The sequence below is a fragment of the Idiomarina loihiensis genome (assembly GCF_024584785.1).
GTDB lineage: Bacteria > Pseudomonadota > Gammaproteobacteria > Enterobacterales > Alteromonadaceae > Pseudidiomarina > Pseudidiomarina fusca.
Window position 1 is genome coordinate 1,659,880 of the sequence record NZ_CP074112.1, and the last position, 18,943, is coordinate 1,678,822.

14 protein-coding genes and 1 tRNA gene are annotated in these 18,943 nt (G+C 49.4%); 2 read left to right on the plus strand and 13 right to left on the minus strand.

From position 1 onward, the window contains the following. Nucleotides 1-35: 35 nt before the first annotated feature. The 8 genes from ispH to KGF88_RS08075 all read right to left on the minus strand — a co-directional run bounded on the left by ispH (nt 36) and on the right by KGF88_RS08075 (nt 9,384). Nucleotides 36-980: a 4-hydroxy-3-methylbut-2-enyl diphosphate reductase gene (ispH, locus tag KGF88_RS08040; RefSeq protein WP_110076090.1), complete on the minus strand. Its 945-nt coding sequence runs from the start codon at nt 978-980 to the stop codon at nt 36-38. Between the two features lie 139 nt (nt 981-1,119). Further along, nucleotides 1,120-1,560, minus strand: a complete 441-nt coding sequence (gene fkpB / locus KGF88_RS08045) for an FKBP-type peptidyl-prolyl cis-trans isomerase (protein ID WP_153825940.1) — start codon at nt 1,558-1,560, stop codon at nt 1,120-1,122. Further along, on the minus strand, nt 1,560-2,069 hold the full coding sequence (gene lspA, locus KGF88_RS08050; RefSeq protein ID WP_110076100.1) for a signal peptidase II: 510 nt from the start codon (nt 2,067-2,069) through the stop codon (nt 1,560-1,562). The genes fkpB and lspA overlap by 1 nt, the downstream gene beginning before the upstream one ends. Nucleotides 2,070-2,076: 7 nt before the next feature. After that, nucleotides 2,077-4,929: an isoleucine--tRNA ligase gene (gene ileS, locus KGF88_RS08055; RefSeq protein WP_153825942.1), complete on the minus strand. Its 2,853-nt coding sequence runs from the start codon at nt 4,927-4,929 to the stop codon at nt 2,077-2,079. A 186-nt stretch (nt 4,930-5,115) separates the two neighbouring features. Then, nucleotides 5,116-6,039 carry a bifunctional riboflavin kinase/FAD synthetase gene (gene ribF / locus KGF88_RS08060; RefSeq protein WP_153825943.1) on the minus strand — a complete coding sequence of 308 codons (924 nt, stop codon included), beginning with the start codon at nt 6,037-6,039 and terminating at the stop codon, nt 5,116-5,118. Between the two features lie 172 nt (nt 6,040-6,211). Continuing rightward, nucleotides 6,212-7,273, minus strand: coding sequence for an alpha/beta hydrolase (locus KGF88_RS08065; RefSeq protein WP_153825944.1), 1,062 nt, complete (start codon nt 7,271-7,273; stop codon nt 6,212-6,214). Between the two features lie 85 nt (nt 7,274-7,358). Then, nucleotides 7,359-8,924 carry a murein biosynthesis integral membrane protein MurJ gene (murJ, locus tag KGF88_RS08070; RefSeq protein ID WP_153825945.1) on the minus strand — a complete coding sequence of 522 codons (1,566 nt, stop codon included), beginning with the start codon at nt 8,922-8,924 and terminating at the stop codon, nt 7,359-7,361. 10 nt (nt 8,925-8,934) lie between these two features. After that, nucleotides 8,935-9,384, minus strand: a complete 450-nt coding sequence (locus KGF88_RS08075) for a four helix bundle protein (RefSeq protein WP_162014452.1) — start codon at nt 9,382-9,384, stop codon at nt 8,935-8,937. A gap of 166 nt (nt 9,385-9,550) precedes the next feature. Here KGF88_RS08075 and rpsT point away from each other — a divergent pair, with 166 nt between their 5' ends. Then, nucleotides 9,551-9,811 (plus strand): 30S ribosomal protein S20, encoded by a 261-nt coding sequence (rpsT, locus tag KGF88_RS08080; RefSeq protein ID WP_110076084.1) that lies wholly within the window; start codon nt 9,551-9,553, stop codon nt 9,809-9,811. Nucleotides 9,812-9,885: 74 nt separating this feature from the next. After that, nucleotides 9,886-9,962: transfer RNA gene (locus KGF88_RS08085), tRNA-Arg, on the plus strand. 33 nt (nt 9,963-9,995) lie between these two features. Here KGF88_RS08085 and KGF88_RS08090 read toward each other — a convergent pair. The 5 genes from KGF88_RS08090 to KGF88_RS08110 all read right to left on the minus strand — a co-directional run bounded on the left by KGF88_RS08090 (nt 9,996) and on the right by KGF88_RS08110 (nt 18,846). Then, nucleotides 9,996-11,180 carry an aspartyl/asparaginyl beta-hydroxylase domain-containing protein gene (locus tag KGF88_RS08090; protein WP_153825947.1) on the minus strand — a complete coding sequence of 395 codons (1,185 nt, stop codon included), beginning with the start codon at nt 11,178-11,180 and terminating at the stop codon, nt 9,996-9,998. A 21-nt stretch (nt 11,181-11,201) separates the two neighbouring features. Then, complete coding sequence (locus KGF88_RS08095) at nt 11,202-11,957, minus strand: SAM-dependent methyltransferase (protein WP_153825948.1); 756 nt, start codon at nt 11,955-11,957, stop codon at nt 11,202-11,204. Nucleotides 11,958-11,965: 8 nt separating this feature from the next. Then, nucleotides 11,966-13,669: a tetratricopeptide repeat protein gene (locus KGF88_RS08100; protein ID WP_153825949.1), complete on the minus strand. Its 1,704-nt coding sequence runs from the start codon at nt 13,667-13,669 to the stop codon at nt 11,966-11,968. Between the two features lie 86 nt (nt 13,670-13,755). After that, entirely contained in the window at nt 13,756-16,497 is a 2,742-nt protein-coding gene (locus KGF88_RS08105) for a TonB-dependent receptor plug domain-containing protein (RefSeq protein ID WP_153825950.1), read from the minus strand. 381 nt (nt 16,498-16,878) lie between these two features. Next, the gene (locus KGF88_RS08110; RefSeq protein ID WP_153825951.1) at nt 16,879-18,846 is read right to left on the minus strand and encodes a S9 family peptidase; all 1,968 of its coding nucleotides are present in this window, start codon (nt 18,844-18,846) and stop codon (nt 16,879-16,881) included. Nucleotides 18,847-18,943 lie beyond the last annotated feature (97 nt).

Here is an 18,943-nt window from a genome sequence, read left to right on the forward strand (position 1 = left end):
TTTGGGCCGCTAGCACAAGGCTAGCGGCAAAGCTGTTAGTTTACTTCAACCACACGTAATTCAGGAGGGATAGAAAAAGTAATGTTCTCTTCGCGGCCACTGCGTTCTTCAACCTGATTGCCGCCCCAAGCTTGTAGCTGTTTGATCACGTCACGCACCAACACCTCGGGGGCCGAAGCGCCAGCAGTCACGCCAACCGCCTGCACGCCATCCAACCAGCTCTTATCGATACAGCTGGCATCGTCAATCAAATGCGATACTGTGCCCATTTTCTCTGCTAGTTCGCGCAGGCGATTTGAGTTGGAGCTATTACGCGCGCCCACCACCAATAACAAATCAACTTCGGCAGCCAACTCACGCACTGCATCTTGCCGGTTCTGCGTGGCATAGCAAATATCATCTTTACGCGGCCCCTGAATATCCGGAAACTTGGCCCGTAACGCATCAATCACATCAGCGGTATCGTCTACCGATAAGGTGGTTTGACTCATGTAATGGAGTTGCTGCGGATTTTTCACCTCAAGGGTTGCTACATCAGCAACAGACTCAACCAAATAAATACCGCCTTTGGCGTTATTGTATTGGCCCATGGTGCCTTCTACTTCTGGGTGCCCAGCATGACCTATCAACACACACTCATGGCCTTTACGGCTCGCCCGCGTTACTTCCATATGCACTTTGGTGACCAAAGGACAAGTGGCATCAAACACCTGCAAACCACGGTCTTTGGCTTCTTGGCGTACCGCCTGCGAGACCCCATGCGCAGAGAAAATCACAATGCTGTTGTCTGGCACTTCATGTAATTCATCCACAAACACTGCGCCACTAGCCCGCAACGAGTCCACCACGTATTTGTTGTGCACCACTTCGTGACGCACATAAATCGGCGGCTCAAAAATTTCCAACGCGCGCTCTACAATAGTAATGGCTCGATCTACCCCAGCACAAAACCCACGCGGATTCGCCAGCACAATATTCATTTTAAAACTCCAAGTGCGTTGTTCGTTATTCGTCCGCTTCGCTATTCGTCCGTTCGCTACGCTCGCTGTTCGTTATTATACTTCGAACAGCGCAGCGCACGAACAGCGCGAAGCGCGCACGATTAACGATGAACGGTTCTTAAGGATTCACTTCAATAATCTCAACCGCAAAACGTACCTGCTGGCCCGCCAACGGATGATTAAAATCAATGGTCACAAACTGGTCATTGATACTACGCACAATACCAGGCAACTCTGTGCCGTCGGGTTGCGGGAACGTAAAAATCATTCCTACTTCGGGTCGCTCAGCGCCAAACTTAGTGGTATCCACTTGATAATAGTTGTCGCGATTAGGTTCGCCAAAGGCATCTTTGGCCTCGAGCGTAAACTCACGCTCATCGCCTGCTTTGAGCCCAACCAAACAGGCTTCAAAATTTTCGGTTAACGAACCATCGCCCATCCGAAACTTAGCCGGTTTACCGGTCATCTTGGTGCTATCGGCAACTGAGTTATCACTCAACTTAATGGTAAAGTGCATAATCACTTCACGACCGTGTTCGATCGGGAGACGACTGATCATTATTTTGACTCCTGCCCCGCGGGCTCTTGACGCTGTTCAAAAAACGCTTCTAGCAACATCAATACAGCCCCAATAGTAATGGCCATGTCGGCAATGTTAAATGCTGGCCAATGCCACTCATTCACATAAACATCGATAAAATCGATAACATAGCCATAAATGATGCGATCAATCACATTGCCAATAGCGCCCGCTAAAATCAGCGTAAAGGCGAGGTTCTGCCGCCATAACCCGACCGGATTACGGCGCAACCACACCAATAACACCAAGCTCACGGCAATAGCCAAGCCGGTGAATAACCAGCGCTGCCAACCACCTTGATCACTCAAAAAACTAAAAGCTGCACCCATGTTGCGCACGTAGGTGAAATTTAAGTACGGCATTATCTCTATGCTTTCGTACAAATCAAACACCCGGATCACCCACTGCTTAGTAAATTGATCCAGCACAATAAGTAGCAAGGTTAACCACAAAAAGCGTAAGCCACTGGCCCGCTTTTGCAAATCTATCGGCTTACTAGGCAAAATGACGCTCCTCACCTGCACCTTCAACGTTAGTTACGCAGCGCGAACAAAGGGTTGGATGCGCCGCAATGGTGCCCACTTCAGGGCGGTGGTGCCAACAACGGTCACACTTCTGTGCTGCTGCTTTCGCTACTTGCACCCACACCCCGGCCAAATCAGTAGCCGCTGCACCTGCTGGGGCAGAGGTCACGGTTTCGACAGTCACCGCAGAGGTAATAAAGGCAAATCGCAACTCATCACCTAAACTTGCTAACTGGCTGGCAATATCCGCTACCGCATAAACCGTTACTTCAGCTTGCAACGAACCACCAATCACCTCGTCACGACGCGCTTGCTCAAGGGTACGGTTCACTTCATCACGAACCGCCAACACGGTCTGCCACAATTCGTTATCTGCCGCAGTCACTGTGATAGATTCAGCAGCCCGATACCAACTCTCGGTAAAGACATAGTGCTGACGAGCTTGGCCATCAGCTAATTGACGCGGCAAGGCATCCCAAATTTCTTGGGCAGTAAAGCTACAAATCGGTGCTAACCAGCGTACCAGCATTTCGGCAATATGATACAAGGCCGTCTGACATGAACGACGCGCTACACTGTCGCGCTTCGCTGTATACTGGCGATCTTTAATCACATCTAAGTAGAAACTACCAAGTTCAATCGAGCAGAAGTGCATCAGCTTTTGCACCACCACATGAAATTGATAATCGTCTAACGCAGCCAACAACTCGTTTTGCAAACTTACTGCGCGCGCCACAATCCACTTATCAATAGCAACCATCTCAGCAGCTGCGACCGCGTGTTGGCTTGGCTCAAACTCATTGATGTTCGCCAACAAGAAACGCGCCGTATTACGAATGCGTCGATAACTATCGGCTGCACGCTTCAAGATTTCATCAGATACCGTCATTTCACCGGAATAATCCGTTGCCGCTACCCACAAGCGCAGAATGTCACCACCTAGCTTATTCATGACCTCTTGCGGCGCCACCACGTTACCGATCGACTTGGACATTTTCCGACCTTGTCCATCTACGGTAAAACCATGGGTCAGCACTTGCTTATAAGGGGCTTGTTGATACATAGCCACGCCCGTTAACAACGACGACTGGAACCAACCACGATGCTGATCCGAACCCTCCAGATACAAATCAGCTGGCCACTGTAAGCCTGGTGTCTTATTCAAGACGGCTTCGTGCGTTACGCCCGAGTCAAACCATACATCCAAGGTATCTGTTACTTTGCGATAATCCGCTGCCTCGTCACCGAGTAGCTCTGCTGCATCTAAATCAAACCAAGCCTGGATACCAGCTTGTTCTACTCGCTTAGCGACTTCTTCAATCAGTTCCAGTGTACGCGGGTGCAACTCATCGTTGTCACGCCGCACAAACACTGCAATCGGGTTACCCCAGGTGCGTTGGCGCGAGATACACCAGTCCGGACGACCTTCCACCATACTTTCAATACGGCTTTGGCCCCACTCTGGCACCCAACGTACTTGTTTAATTTGCTCTAACGCAGTGCTGCGCAGCCCTTGCTTATCCATGCTAATAAACCACTGTGGCGTAGCACGGAAAATGATCGGGGTTTTGTGCCGCCAGCAATGCGGATACGAGTGCTGATAGGCCTCATGGTGAACTAACTTGCCGGCTTCTTTTAACGCCTCAACGATGTTGTCGTTAGCTTTCATCACGTGCTGACCAGCAAACATCGGTGTGTCATCTTTATAGACGCCGTTGTCACCCACTGGGTTATACACCTCAATGCCGTAGCGCTGACCAACAATAAAGTCATCCACACCATGGCCTGGTGCCGTGTGTACACAACCCGTACCCGATTCAGTGGTGACATGCTCACCCAAAATCAAAGGCACCTGCACGTCCGCAAATAACGGATGTTGCACCAACATATTTTCTAGCGCCTGGCCCTTGGCAAAGCCAAGTTTGTGGTAATGCTCAATACCCCAACGCGCCATCGCACTGGTCACCAAATCATCAGCCAACACCAAGCGCAGCGCCGGCCGCTCTGCCGTAGCCTCAACCTGCACCAAGCTATAATCCAAACTTGGATGCAACGAAATGGCTCGGTTGGCCGGAATAGTCCAAGGTGTGGTCGTCCAAATCACCACCTGCACTTCGCCTTCACCGGCGTGGTCTTGCGGATGATCAAAAGCCGCTACTAACTGGGCTTGGTCAACCGCTGCAAAGCTTACATCGATAGCTGGTGAACGCTTATCTTGATACTCTACTTCGGCCTCCGCCAAGGCTGAACCACAGTCCGTACACCAATGCACTGGCTTAAAGCCCTGCTGTAAATGACCATTAGCAATGATCTTGCCCAACGCCCGAATGCTATCCGCTTCTTGTTGCGGGTTCATAGTTAGATAAGGATTATCCCAATCACCAAACACACCCAAACGTTTAAAATCTTCACGCTGACCATCTACTTGCGTTAACGCATAGTCGCGACAATGCTGCCGAAACTCAGCAACGGTCAATTTTTTACCCGGCTTGCCATACTTTTTCTCTACTTGCAGCTCAATCGGCAAGCCATGACAATCCCAGCCAGGAACATAAGGCGCGTCAAAATCGCTAAGGGTTTTCGCCTTCACGATCATATCTTTCAAAATTTTATTAACCGCATGACCAATGTGAATGCTGCCGTTCGCATACGGAGGGCCATCGTGCAAAATAAACACCGGCTTACCCGCTTTAGCGGCACGAATCTTGCCGTACAAGTCGTCGGCATACCACTGCTCTAGCATCTGCGGCTCGCGCTGCGCCAAATTCCCGCGCATCGGAAACTCAGTTTCCGGCAGATTCAGCGTGTGTTTATAGTCGGTCATTATTTCTGTTCCTTTTTTCGGGGTGTTTTGTGCCCCATGACTTATTTCAAGTTTTGAATTATAAATGCGTTGTTCGTGCGTTCACTTCGTTCACTGTTCGTTGTTCGTTATTCGTCCGTGCTTCGCACTGTTCGAACAGCGAAGCGGACGAAGCACGAACAGCAACGCGGACGAATCACCGCCGAATCACGGCCGAAGCTCTCGCGCAGCGCGAGCATCACGCTCTATTTGTTGCTGCAACGCAGCAAAGTCAGCGAACTTTTGTTCAGCACGGATAAAATGCCGCGGCACCACCTGCAACTGTTGCCCGTACAAGTCGCCGGTAAAATCAAACAAGTGCACCTCAAGCTGTACCCGCTCGCCATTAAGTGTCGGTCTACGCCCAATATTAGCAACGCCAGCATGCATTTTGCCATCATTGGTTTGCACCTGCACGGCAAAAACACCTCGTAACGGAGAGTGTAAACGCTTCAGTTGTAGATTAGCAGTAGGAAAGCCTATCGTCCGGCCTTTTTTTTCACCATGCACCACCCGCCCAGCAAAAGCAAAGGGGCGACCTAACATGGCCTCGGCCGCTGCAAAATCACCTACAGTGAGAGCTTGACGAATGGCGGTGCTGCTCACTCGCTGTTGCTGCTGCCGATAACTTTGCGTATCGACCACTGCAAATCCAAATTCGGCGCCAGCCCGCTGTAACATCGCAAAATCACCTGTGCGCCCGTGGCCAAAGCGAAAATCATCACCCACCACTAAAAATTTCACACCGAGTTTTGCCACCAACACCTGCTCAATAAAATCAGCCGCCGGCATATTGGCAAACTTACGATTAAACTCAATTACAATATGGCGATCAATCCCTTGGGCGCGCAACGCTTGATGTTTTTCGCGCAGATTGGTCAAGCGCGCTGGTGCTTTATCCGGCTGAAACAATTCTTGCGGCTGTGGCTCAAAGGTCATCACAGTGGCTGCGACACCGCGCTCTTGCGCCTGTTGTTTAACTTGCGCCAGCACCGCTTGATGACCTAAGTGCACCCCATCAAAATTACCAATAGTGAGCACACACCCACGGTGGATAGAGCGAATATTATGTATTCCGCGAATTAACTGCATGAGAACGTAGTGAGCCTATCGTTACTTGTGATTCGGTAAATGATTAACGTAAATGATTAACAAAGCGGCGATTATAACAGGCTCACCAAAGGCTAACCAGACACTAAAGACTCATTAATACCAGCTCGAGTAGCTGATCGCTCAAGCACCTCATCAAGATGTTGCGGTGTAGTTAATGCTCATCGCCGTCGGCGTTGAGCAACTTAGTTAGGGCTTTTTCGACAACCTGTGGGTGCTGTAGTGGCACCAGATGGTCACTATCAGACAACGGAATATACTGCCCGCCAGAAATCTTGGCCTGCTCAGCACTCCAAGCACTGCCTTCGCGCTGCCACTGTTGCAGGGCTGCCACCAGCTCGGTGTCATCCGCTGCAGCTGCAATCTCCTGCTGCTCGAAATCACTGTCGATAACACTCACAGGTATCTTAGTAATCATGGCTAACGAGGCATAACTTTCTAAGTCCGCACGGTAGGCCGCTATCTCACGCGCCCGCGTCTGTTGCTGCGGTACCAGCAAGCGCAACTGCATGATCTGTTCAAAGTAGCTCCAATCCATCATACTCGAATCTTGCGCTACGAGCTCGCGCACGTGTTGATGCTCAGCCTCAAGTTTTTCCTGTGTTCTCGCGATCCAATTGCCTGCCGCCAAATGCGGTAGTAACTTATCCAGATTCGCCTGATACCAGTCAGCCGGATAGCCCTGATACAAACTCAACGAATGGGGTAACGGAATGTCAGGATCGATGTACAGCATGGCTTGAATAGCAAACTGCTGCTGATAGGACTGATAAAACCAACGCGCACTGATACTGGCACTGGCAAACGCCACCACGGCCAACTCGGTTTCACCTAATTGCTGCAGCACCAAGGCCAAATCATCGGCAAAGCGGCGATAGGACACTTCCTCGCTATAGCTACTCAAGGCATTACCCAGCCGATCAACGCTATACACTCGATACTGCTGCGCCAACAACGGCTGCAAGGCTGCGAACCACGCACTATCACTGTGATAGTTATGATTAGGCCCCGCTAACAAAACCACCGCTGGGCCACTGTTCTCCAGCCCCATCGCCCGTACATGAAACTGCCCTGCAGTAGTGCTGACTAGCCGCGAATGCTCCGGCAACTGCGGCTGATCTGCGCTCGCCACAGCATCGTCAGCAGCGCTAGCAGATGGGCTAACCGCCATACCAAACAGTAGGGGGACCAACATAAGAAGAGAATACATTTTCATGAAAACATCCTGTTACAGCAGCAAGGGTTAAACCAAACCAGCTAAACCACTTAGCGCCGGCTCCAATTATCCTTTATTAATGATGCTACCGGCCCTTCGCTAACAGCTTATGCCCTTTAGCCACGCCTAACAGCAACAACATCAATGCATAAGTGCCTGCACCAGCGCCAATTAATACCGCCAACTGCCACACCCTATCCATAAATTCTACCGTCAACCACCAATCCCGCTGCGGCGCCAAGTACAACACCACCGCCACCATCGCCGCCACGGCCAGCGCCACTTTAACGAAATACGTCAAGGTACCGGGATAACGCTTCAGCACCCCATCGCGCCATAGATTATAGCCCAACAAACCCGCATTCACTGCCGCCGACAACGAAGTGGCAATGGCCAAACCCACATAACCAAACGGAATCGCAAATACCAAATTAAACACCATGTTAGTCACCATAGCGATGATCCCGTACTTAACCGGACGCTTGGTATCCTGGCGCGAATAAAATCCCGTCGCCAACACCTTCACCAACATAAAACTCAACAAACCAGAACCGTAGGCAAACAAACTGTACGACGCCAACCGCGCATCCTCAGGCGTAAACTCACCGCGCATAAACAGCACCATCAGCATCGGCTCGGCCAACACGATCAGCCCCGCCATTGCCGGCAAACCCAGCAACACCACCGTCCGAATACCCCAATCCAAGGTGCGACTAAACTCCGCCGCCGATTTATCCACATGCCGCGAACTCAACGCCGGCAAAATCACGGTCGCAATCGCAATCCCAAACAACCCCAGCGGAAACTCCAACAAACGGTCCGAGTAATACAGCCAGCTAATCGACCCACTCATCAAAAACGAAGCAATGAAAGTATCCAACAGCAAATTAATCTGGCTCACCGACACCCCAAACAACGCCGGTATCATCAAGGTCCGAATTTTGGTCACCCCAGGATCACGCCAGCCCCAGCGCGGCCGCACCAACAATCCCGCACGGCGCAAAAACGGCAGCTGAAACAAAAACTGCACCGCCCCGCCAACAAACACACCCCACGCCAGCGCATATTCGGGCTGCTCTAACTGCGGCCCCAACCAGATCGCGAATACAATAATCGCAATATTCAAAAACACCGGCGTAAACGCTGCCACCGCAAACTTGCCAATGGTATTTAAAATAGCCCCAGCCAACGCCGTAAAGGTAATAAACCACAAATACGGAAAGGTAATCCGCAACAAATCCGCAGCCAACACAAACTTATGCCCCTGCGGCCCATCGTAATACCAATCAATAAACCAACCCGTACCAAACAACGCAGCCACCACCGGCGACAGCACCACCCCCACCAAAGTAACGACTGTCACCAAGGTACCCAGCGTGCCCGCCACCCGCGCAATCAACAACCGCTGCTCATCCAGCGTCTTGCCCTGCTTATATTCTGTTAACACCGGCACAAACGCCTGCGCAAACGCCCCCTCCGCAAACAATCGCCGCAAAAAGTTAGGAATCTTGTTGGCAAAAAAGAACACATCCGCCGCCGCACCCGCGCCCATCAAGTTCGCAATCACCACATCACGCGCCAGCCCCAGCACCCGCGAAATAAGGGTCATGAAGCTAACGATCAAACCAGATTTAGCAAGGGATTTAGACAATGTAACCTCGTTATTCGTTATTCGTTATTCGTGCGCTGCGCTGTTCGTGCGCTTCACTGTTCGTGCGCTTCGTTATTCGCGCGCTGCGCTGTTCGTGCGCTTCGCTGTTCGTACGCTCCGCTATTCGAAGCTTCAACGTGTTAATTAACGCATTTAATAATTGGTATGTACGTGATAATAATTCATTTTCGTCTGATCTAATATAACCAAGTCGCACAGCAATTCTTAACTGCGTCTTAAGTTCAGCAAGTGAACCTCTAGCAATAAACAGAAAACGTAAGAAGTCTTTGCTACTTCCTCTGTGCGCTCCTTCCTCTATATTACTTGGAATGCTCACCGCACATCTTTGCATCTGGCTTTTTAAGCCATACTTTTCGCCCTCTGGAAAACATCTCGTTATATCGTAAATCTCACAACACAGCTCTATCGCAACCTTTGTAACAATCAATTCCCTAGCCACAATTAACCCTCCTTGTTTTATGTTTTCACGAACAGTGTAACGGACCAACAGCGAAGCGGACGAACAACGAATAACGAATTCCGCACTTGACTTTAGGTCTAAAAACAGGCATATTCCCCGCCCTATTACACCAATGCATTTTGATAACGAATTTTAGGAGTTCACCTTGGCTAACATTAAGTCTGCTAAAAAGCGTGCGGTTCAAGCAGAAAAAAACCGTCGCCACAACGCGAGCCGTCGCTCTATGATGCGTACCCAATTGAAAAAAGTAATTGCTGCTATTGAAGCGGGCGACAAAGCGGCTGCTCAGCAGGCATTTACTGGCCTTCAACCGGTATTGGATCGTTATGCGACCAAAGGTTTGATCGGTAAGAACAAAGCTGCTCGTCATAAGAGCCGTTTAAGCGCGAAAATCAACGCACTGTAAGCATCTGCTTGCATGGTGTGTGATTAACTTCGTGTTACGAAAAAACCGGCTCTTGCCGGTTTTTTTGTGGCTGCGTTCCCGTAGCTCAGCTGGATAGAGCAGCCCCCTCCTAAGGGGCAGGTCGCAGGTTCGACTCCTGCCGGGAACGCCAATTTTCGTATTACTTGGGTACCTAGAGCGCCATTTACGCCACCGCTTTAACGGCACGGTTAAATTCTCCTAGCTTAACCATCACGTCTGTAAGTGCAGCGCGCTCAACCTCAGTCAGGTACGGGTTCCAGATATCTGCCAGCAACACAATTCGAGTGCGGTCGCTGCGATTCCATGCTTCATGCAAATAGGTATCATCAAACGCAAAGGCTTTGCCTTCGTCCCAATGTATCTCGGTGATATCAGGTAGATGCAACGCGCAGTCCGTGGGAATATCTAAGCCCAAATGCAATACCGAGCGCAGGTTGGTGACGCCACGGTGGGGTAAAATATGAGCTCCGGGGCGTAGAATAGAAAAACAGACTTCGGGCGAGTGCTGGGGGATGCGACACAAGGGTAAGCTATCTAGCACAGCGGCCGTGGTTGGGCATTGGGCTAAGTTTTCAGTAAAGGCTTTACCATGTCGATAAAAGAAGAACGCATCCCAGCTACCGCCTTCGGTTAACTGCTCTTCGCCACCTTGATACTGAAAACGCGGGAACTCAGCTTGGGTCTCTAATACCCGATGCAGATCAGCCTGAATGCCGGCAGCGGCAGCTTCGTACTCATCAATAAAAGGCATCGCCTCGCGCGGAAATTGCGGTGCTACGGGTAAATCCGGCACGTAAAAATAGCTGGGTAACTGGCGCTTGTCATGATGTTCAACTGCGATTTCACCCGTATGCATGCGCACGGCTTTAATCACTCGCGCCAGATCTTGCTGCTCGTAGTCTCGTTGTAGCTCTCTAATCCATTGCTGGCCTTGGGCGATTCGTTGCTGCGCACTTACTTTCAACGCATGCTGCACAAAGGGCCGACACCAAGGCGCAGTAGATGCATCATTGAGCCAAAAGCCAAGACTCTGCGCCGTATTAATGGCTTGGCTGTAATGCAAAAATGCAGCTTCAGGCTGTCCTAGCATTTCAGCAAAGCGCGCCACTAACAAGCGCGTAGTAAAAGCATAAGGCTGTTGTTCTACTAAGCCCGTTAGTTGCTGCTGCTTGGCTTCGCTATCACAATACTGGCGAAGTGCTTGCCCCAGTTGTTCATGATAACCAACTTGCTTCGGCTCCGCTTGGATCAGTCGCTCTAGCAAGCCAATCGCTTGCAGTAAATCGCCTTGTTCGCTAGCTGTTACTAGTTGTTGTTGGAGTTCTGCTGTGGTTACTGCATCTGTCATGAGGGTACCTAATTCTTAAAGTTATTTCTGCCGGCGTGCGTAAGGTTTATCCCAGGCCTCAGAATGAATCCATTTAGCGCCCATGCCAAAACTAGGTTGGGTCGCAGCTAAACTGGTAAAATTAAAATCACGATGAAGGAACACAGACGTGGTCGAGCTGTGGCATTCGCCTGGCTTAAAGCCCGTAAAATCCACTTCGATTAAGCCTTGTTCGCGTAAAAACTTGGCCGTATTAGGGTGCCAATCAGCATTATCCAAAATGATCATGCCACCTTGGTTCAGCTTACCTATGGCGGCACTAGCACAGTCATAACGGTAACCAGCGCTGTCCACAATAATCACATCAAAGCCATGCTGGTACTGCTCAATGGTCCACGGAAAATCATCCCCATCAACATGCAGCAAGGTCACATTAGCAGCGAGTTCAGGCTTTAATTTTTGCACCCACTGGGCATTATTCTCGACGCTCATCACCTGCTGCGCCCGCTGCATCCAAAACTTAGTAGAGCCGCCGGCGCCAAACTCAAACACTCGCTTCTGACGATAATCAAACTGTTGCAAGTATTCAATAGCAGGGTAAGTAAACAAAGGTAACGGCTGCCCCTTGGCATCCTGTGCTGTACCTTCGTCTACTGCTTTCACAAAGCCGTATTCGGCCCGCACTATCTGTGTGATGGCCGCTAAAAACATCTCGCCTTTGGGCATTTCAACGGCTTGCGGATGGCGTTTTAATCTGCCGCCCTGCTCCTGTTCTTTACTAAAAGCACCCCAATACATGTTTATCGTTACTCCTCTGGCACCAAATCAAAAGCCACAGTCACGCGGTATTCATCGTCAGCAAAAGGCACGGTTCCATGCCACATCATCGACGGAAACAAGACCACTACGCCAGCTTGTGGTTTAACAATATAGTCAGGTTCATCCATGTAGGTCGGATCCAACTGCGCTTGGCCAAACTTGATCCAGCCATGGCCGTCATGGTTTACCGCCTTGGGAATCGACACATAGAAGCAGCCACTGATCCAGCCTTCGCTATGATAATGATTACGATGAAAGCCTGAACAATTCAGCCGCACACTCCAGGCGCCAGTGTACTTAAAGCGGCCACTTTTGCGCTTTAGAAACGGATGCTCTGGGTCATCGGGTAGCTCGGCAATATACTGTGTTACCGCGGCTGAAATCTGTTGCTTCAGCGCTTGAATATCTTCATCTTGATTAAGAAATAACTGGCCGTCGGTTTGAGTACCACTGCGTAGCGACTGCTGCAACGGATGTTGTTTTTGCGTATGCAGGCGCTCCAGTTTAGCCAGCAAGCCTTGATTAAAATCAGACAACCCGCCGTCTGCGGCGGTAGTTAACGCAAACGGGCGCACGAAACGTCCGAAATCGTACAAACGCTGATAGCCCTGCCAATCGCCACTAGCTTTCAACGCCGTAGCACGCATCGCCCACCAGCCCTGATGCCCAGGTGCTAACGTCACCAACTTTTGCGACAGCTGCAAGCACTCTACATAGTTTTGCTGCCCGAGTTGAGTCACAAACATCTCGTACAGTGCTTCTTGCTGCTCCGGTTGCAAGCTTAAGGCTCGCTGCAGATAATCTTCTGCACGGGCCAGTTGCCCTTGCATACGTTTTAAATGCCCTTGCAATAACCATACCGACGCTGGCACCGAGTCTAATTGCAACAAGGGCTGTAAGGTCTGCTCCGCCAGCTCAAATTGCTCAGCTTTGATTAACCGATGAGTTAACCCAAGACGTAGATCATGCCAGTCGTTATGAGCAGCTAATTGCTCGTAATAGCTACCCAGCCAATCGCTATCTTGCTGCAACCAGCGCATGTCTGAAAAAGTTTCGTGCAGCGCCAACTGACGTGGTTGCAAAGCAAGTGCAGCCCGCATATCGGCATAGGCTAAGTCGACTTCATCTAAGGCAAAAAACGCAAGCGCGCGTTGGCGTAAAAATGCCACCGATTGAGCATGGAAGCTCTGTTGCAAGAGCTCCAGCGCTTGCTGCGCCCGCCCTTGTAAGCGGTAAGCTTCCGCTGCAGCTAAGCGCGCTTGCGTATGCTGCGGTTGCTGTTTAAGCACTGTCAAAAAGGCAGCCAAGGCATCATCTAACTGCTGCTGTGCCAAAGCGGTTAAACCAAGGTTATAGCGCGCCTCAAAAAAGTTGGGCTGAGCTTGTAAAGCCAACCTAAATTGCTGCTGAGCTTGCTCATATCGTTGCTGTTGACGTAATAAATTACCGTAGTTATTCAGAATTTCGTGATGCTTAGGAGCTATCTTTAAAGCCTGCGTAAAACTTTGTGCGGCAGCGGTTAACTGTCCTAACTTACGCAGAGTTAAGGCCTGCACGTGCCATACCAACGCCTGCTCAGGCAGCTGTTGACTAAGCTGCTGCAACAAAGGTAGCGCCGCTTGATACTGCTGCTGTTGATACAGTGTCAGTGCTTGTTGCAGCACTGCTTGCGGTTGCTGGGAACGCTTCACCTGCTCTCCTTAGGCTCTCGAAAAAAAGCCACCAATAAAAAAGCCAGCAAATTCATGCTGGCTTTTTTCATCGGAACTGTCAACGCTTAGAACTTCATACCTAAACGAACGTACCAGTAAGCACCTGCCAAGTCATAAGAAGAAGCAATGGTGTTCATGTCTTGGTTGTTCGTGGTGTATGGAGGCTGACGGTCGAACATGTTACGAATACCGCCACTGATGGTGGTGGTTTCGTTCATCACGTAGCTCGCCTGCAAGTCGTGGTAAACCGCACTACCTGCATAAGTACTGGTGTAAGTAGGCTCGCCACTTAAGTCATCGGTACCTTGCATGTAACGTGCTGCCCAAGATACTGACACATTGTCCATATCGTAAGTAGCAGTGAAGTTTGCACGAACTTTAGAGAATGCAGCGATGCTGTCTTCCCACTGGTCTGCCGCATAGTAGCCAGCATACTGAGTAGGCTCAGCACCAGGTGAAGAAACAAAGCTATAGTCTTTCAAGTAAGTACCGTCTAAACGTAACTTCAACAAACCTGAAGCAAGATCGGTTGACCAGTTTGCGTCAAAGTCGTAACCAGAAGTTTCGAAAGTAGACAAGTTCGCTAAGCTAGCCACGATACCAGAAACGGCACCTAAGATATCACGATTTGGAGCGTTTGAGCTGTAAGCTGGACGACCCATCTCTGCGGCACCCAAGATCAAGTCACACAATGGGCTGCTGAAATCAACACTGGTATAACAGCCATTCACGATGGTGTTGGTGTCGATTTTACCTACGCCGTTATCAATTTTGATATCGAAGTAGTCAACGGCCAAGCTGAAGTTCTCAATGAACTCAGGCGTGTAAACAAAACCTACGGTTAAGCTTTCTGATTCTTCTGGCTCAAGATCTGGGTTACCACCAACCAATGATGCAGACTGGTTAGATGCTAATTCAAAGTCTTGTGGTAAGCCTTCAGCGGCACAGTTATCACGTAACGCTTGGTTGGTTTTAGTACCCCAATCATTACATGGCTCGTTGTACGCTAAGTTAGATTCTTGCTGTGGTGAGAATAACTCGCTAATACTTGGCGCACGGAAACCATCAGCACGAGTCGCACGAACCAACAAACCTTCAAACGGCTTGTACTCTAAACCAAATTTGGTGTTCGTGGTTGAATCCAAGAAGCTGTAGTTTGAGCTACGTACTGCTGCAGACAAGCTCAAATCTTCAACCCCTGGCAGATCTGCCAATAGTGGTACGTCAAGCTCAAGGTAAGCTTCAGTTACATCGTACTGACCTTCAGTTTTCTCACCAGCTACTGAGAAGATTTCACCAATCAGTGCAGCACCATCTGGTTGATACAAATAGTCTTCCCAACGTTTCTCAACACCGGCTGCCCAAGCGATATCGCCTGCTGGCAAACCAATACCCATCAAGTCACCAGAGATGTTAGCCAAGAACTGTTTGGTTTGGCCACGTACTACCGGAGAGTTAGGTAAGAACGCGTAATCCATCATCGCCTGGGTCAAGGTACCTGGTGCAAATGGGTTCCACACACCAGGGCAAGCTGCATCATCAGCACACAAGTCTGGGTCAGTTAAGTTCAAGAAGCGATTTGCGTTGGCACGACCGTAGTCAACACGGGTATCAACAAAGCGGGTGTAGTTATAAGACACATCCCACGTCCAACCATTGTCTAGGTAACCTTCAAAACCAGCAACCATACGATAATCGTTCATGTCTTGCGTGAACGCTCGGCCACCAGACTCTTCTAAACGACGGTTGATATAAAGGTCTTCACCTACTGGGTTGTACGGGTTAGTTGCTGGAACGAATTGGCCCCAGAAAGTACCCTCAGCACCCATCAACTGGTCTGATTGACGGTTAGTGAAACCACCTTCGATAAACGCAGTCGTGCTTGGTGTTAATTCATAAGTGGCAGCACCGTTGATGCTGAATACTTCCATTGGCGTAACCATGTAGCTTACTGCAGCGTAGTTAAAGCCATCGGTAGCATTGTTAAATGGACGCAGTGCACCTGTGGTTGGGTCAACTACGTAACCTTTGTAAGAATTAGATACGGTTGTCCAAGTACCCATCGCAGTAGTACCAGAACCACCACAGTAAACACCACCTTTGCCGTCATCGAACAATGGGCATTCAGAGAAATCACGATCGCCCTGCCAGATTTCGTTACGGTTGGTGTACTCTAGTGATAATACTACGTTACCACGGTCGCTAGAGGTACCTACGGTAGCTGCTAAACGCGTGGTCTCACCGTCGCCTTCGCCAGTTAGGTCATATTGAGCAACAAACTCAGCACCTTCAAAGTCACGCTTGGTGATAAAGTTGATAACCCCGGCAATTGCATCAGAACCGTATGCGGTAGATGCGCCGTCACGTAGCACTTCAACGCGCTCAACGTACGCCATTGGGATAGAGTTCATGTCGCTGAATGCAGTACGACGACCGTTCACCAACAACAAGGTACGGCCAGAACCTAAACCACGCAAAGATACCGTGGCGCTACCGTTACTACCGTTGTTTACGTTCGAACCTTGCGCAGCACCGTTCACTGATGGCAACGAGTGTACGAATTTTTCTAGCGTAGCGTAACCTGAGGCTTCAAGGTCGGCAGCAGTAAATACTGAGATAGGGCTTGCGGTTTCAAGGTCGGTACGCTTGATGCGTGAACCTGTTACAGAAATGCGTTCTTGGGCTTCAGCACCGGCTTCGTCTTCAGACGTGTCTTGTGCTGCAGCTGTGCCTGATAATGCTAATGAAGCACCACCAAACATCAGAGCTAAGCGGATAGACTTAGCAACTTTGCTATTGGTATACATAATTATTCTCCCTGGACCACTTTTAAGTGATTTTTTTGCTATAGCTCAACACGCATAGCAGCGTGCGAACCAAGTCTGACCCAGATCAGAAAAAACCCCGTGAAATCGTTGTTTTTTTGATTAGGGTCAACCTGATACTAATGAAAATAATCGATGTGAGCAAGCGTTCTATCGCAAATAACTATAACAAAAGTGATCTTATTTTCACCGCACTGTGTCTAATCACCGATATAAACATGCAGTTTATCGTCATATTCGTGTTATTTCGGCTCTCACTTAACTAATTTTGCATTCATTTAAGATGGTTAAGGCCTTGCTTTTAAGCCTAAAAAAAGCCCCTCTGCAAAACAGTGGGGCTTTTTCTCTATCGCGAACGTTTAATTAGTCGCCAATGTGCTCTTCGAAGAAGGCAAGCATCTTCTGCCAGCGCTCAACGTTATTTTCTGGTTTGTAGAATCCGTGGCCTTCACCTTTCTTATACAACCACTCGTACGGATGCTCACGCTCTTTCAAGGCATCACGCAAGCGGAAGGCATGCTCTTCTGGCACCCGGATGTCGGCACCACCTTGAATAATGAACACCGGCGCTTTGAGCTTATCCACGTTATCAATCGGTGATTGCTCAGTACGGCCTTCGCTATCACTAGGTAGTACTTGATCTAAATAGTTACGGCCCGCTTGAGCTTCAGAAATATCGCCCTGTTCGTACATCAGGTTTAAGTCATACACCCCAACAAAGCCCACAATACACTTATACAGGTCTGGCTCACGAATACCACTTTGTACCGCAGCATAACCACCATAAGAGGCGCCATACACGCAGACACGGTCTGGGTCGGCTATTTTCTCTTTCACTAAGTGCATCACCCCATCGGTCATGTCGTTAATCATGGTGGTGCCCCAGTTCTTATAACCAAGCTCCATAAATTTCCGACCGAACCCACCTGAGCCACGGAAGTTAGGCTGCAATACCGCATAGCCATGTTCTGCTAACACTTTGGCATCAGAGTCCATACCGCCCATGCTGTCGCGAATACCATGCGGGCCGCCATGTGGTAATAAGATCAACGGTAAATCTTTGGCTTCTTTACCGTTAGGCAAGGTTAGCAGGGCATGAATATCTAATCCGTCACGGCTTTTATAGACAATAGTTTGCGTCGTTGGAATCGTATGCCCATCCAACCAAGGTTTAGCCGCAGCAATCGGCGTCAGCGCACGCTTATCGCGGTCGAACAAATAAAATTTTGCAGGAGCATTCACTGACTCTACCCGCACAATCAATTTACGATTATCACGGGTTGACGAATTAATGCCCACCGACTGACCTGGAAAGGTAGCAATCAAGCTTTGCACCAAGCGGGCGTAATCCTTATCTTCAACATCATCAAAAAAGAAAGTATCAATACCATTGTATTCAAAGGCAGCACCAATCACTTCGTTGGCTCGACCATTCTTCACACTCATGATCGGCATCAAATCGGTATTTGGATGCTCAGCCATCACGGTTTCTTGTTTCGTGCTTAAATCCAACACACTCAACGAGCGAGTATCCGATTGGCTATCACTCAGACCTAACACTTGGTCGGTACCTGGCAACATCAATAAAGGCACAAAACCGCCATCGGTTTCGTAATAACTATCAACTTCGTACCAGTCTTTGTTGGCCCCATCACGACCTAAGATCACCGTCTTGTTTTTCTCGTTCGGGTCGATCCCTAACACCATCCGCGACACCCCATCGCTATCTAGTACTACCTGCACGTTAGTGCTCGCATAGGCACGCAGCGGGATGCGCCCTTCTGAACGCTTACGCCCAGAAGTGACCTTCATGGTATACAGATCTAAATAGGGTTCTTTGGAGAAAAACGAGCGGGTGTAGATCATGATGGCTTCAGGATCTTCTGGCAAATAATCTACCACTTGTGCAAACTCGTAGTTGCCATCGCTTGAACGTGGGCCAGTTAGAATCACTTGGTTCGAGCCATCAGCATTCATGGCAAAGATTTCACCCGTAGGTACCGGTGCATCCAAAGAGCCAATCTCGCGCGCCATGGTCATGATTAGACGCTCGTTATTCGCCCACTGAAACGACGATACTGATTCACGCCCATTGCCTTGGGTGATAGATAGAATCTTGCTCTCGTTAATATCTAAGACAGTTAGTAATACCGAGCCTTCTTCATTGCGCGATGTTGCTGCTAAATAGTCACCGCGGGGGGAGATTTTTACATCCAAGTATTGCGAATGTTTCGCATAGCTTTCTAGCAGCTCGGTTTTCACCTCAGCGCCATTCGTTAACATGGGTACAGCTAATGCTGCTAAACCCATCACCAATGAAGAATACTTCATATTTGCCTCGTGTTCTGTAGAGAGTGTCTGTCTTTATAATTGTTAATAATACTATCGTTAATTGTAAAACAAAGTAAATAAAAAAGCCCCACCTAAG

Excerpts from the sequence above, each read along its gene's own strand:
- ispH (WP_110076090.1), bottom strand. The coding sequence starts at position 980 with ATGAATATTGTGCTGGCGAATCCGCGTGGGTTTTGTGCTGGGGTAGAT.
- KGF88_RS08090 (WP_153825947.1), bottom strand. The coding sequence starts at position 11,180 with ATGACAGATGCAGTAACCACAGCAGAACTCCAACAACAACTAGTAACA.
- KGF88_RS08110 (WP_153825951.1), bottom strand. The coding sequence starts at position 18,846 with ATGAAGTATTCTTCATTGGTGATGGGTTTAGCAGCATTAGCTGTACCC.
- KGF88_RS08095 (WP_153825948.1), bottom strand. The coding sequence starts at position 11,957 with ATGTATTGGGGTGCTTTTAGTAAAGAACAGGAGCAGGGCGGCAGATTA.
- fkpB (WP_153825940.1), bottom strand. The coding sequence starts at position 1,560 with ATGATCAGTCGTCTCCCGATCGAACACGGTCGTGAAGTGATTATGCAC.
- KGF88_RS08105 (WP_153825950.1), bottom strand. The coding sequence starts at position 16,497 with ATGTATACCAATAGCAAAGTTGCTAAGTCTATCCGCTTAGCTCTGATG.
- ileS (WP_153825942.1), bottom strand. The coding sequence starts at position 4,929 with ATGACCGACTATAAACACACGCTGAATCTGCCGGAAACTGAGTTTCCG.
- ribF (WP_153825943.1), bottom strand. The coding sequence starts at position 6,039 with ATGCAGTTAATTCGCGGAATACATAATATTCGCTCTATCCACCGTGGG.
- KGF88_RS08065 (WP_153825944.1), bottom strand. The coding sequence starts at position 7,273 with ATGAAAATGTATTCTCTTCTTATGTTGGTCCCCCTACTGTTTGGTATG.